The organism is Stenotrophomonas sp. INTA L402-1 (assembly GCF_059295135.1).
Genome location: NZ_JCAFWP010000214.1, coordinates 1 through 553, shown reverse-complemented (window position 1 = coordinate 553; position 553 = coordinate 1). Strand labels below are relative to the sequence as shown.

Sequence of the window (553 nt, the reverse complement as noted above, 5' to 3'; positions counted from 1 at the left end):
GCTGTCCCGTTTGGTGCGGGCTATTAGAACTTCCTCTGCAACAACTGAAAAAAAATTACAAAAAGTGCTTTCTGAACTGAACAAAAAAGAGTAAAGTTAGTCGCGTAGGGTACAGAGGTAAGATGTTCTATCTTTCAGACCTTTTACTTCACGTAATCGGATTTGGCTGAATATTTTAGCCGCCCCAGTCAGTAATGACTGGGGCGTTTTTTATTGGGCGAAAGAAAAGCTCCGTAATGCCTGATGCGCCCTGTTTATCAGGCCAACGGTAGAAGTGTAATCTATTGAATTTACGGGCCGGATACGCCACATCCGGCACAAGCATTAAGGCAAGAAAATTATTCGCCGTCCTGCGTTTCTTCTACAGGCTGCATCTCGCTAAACCAGGTATCCAGTTTCTGCCGCAGCTTGTCCACGCCTTGTTTCTTCAGTGAAGAGAACGTTTCAACCTGCACATCACCGTTAAACGCCAGCACCGCTTCACGCACCATATTCAATTGCGCTTTACGTGCGCCGCTTGCCAGTTTGTCCGCTTTGGTCAGCAGCACCAGCA

At 47.0% G+C, this 553-nt stretch carries 1 protein-coding gene and 1 pseudogene; one reads left to right on the top strand and one right to left on the bottom strand.

Annotated features, from left to right (window positions below):
- The first annotated feature begins 122 nt into the window (after positions 1-122).
- On the top strand, positions 123-170 hold the full coding sequence (gene spfP / locus AC5O77_RS22420; RefSeq protein WP_071892919.1) for a small protein SpfP: 48 nt from the start codon (positions 123-125) through the stop codon (positions 168-170).
- A gap of 168 nt (positions 171-338) precedes the next feature.
- Here spfP and AC5O77_RS22415 read toward each other — a convergent pair.
- Positions 339-553, bottom strand: a pseudogene (locus AC5O77_RS22415) (YihA family ribosome biogenesis GTP-binding protein); the annotation flags it as partial.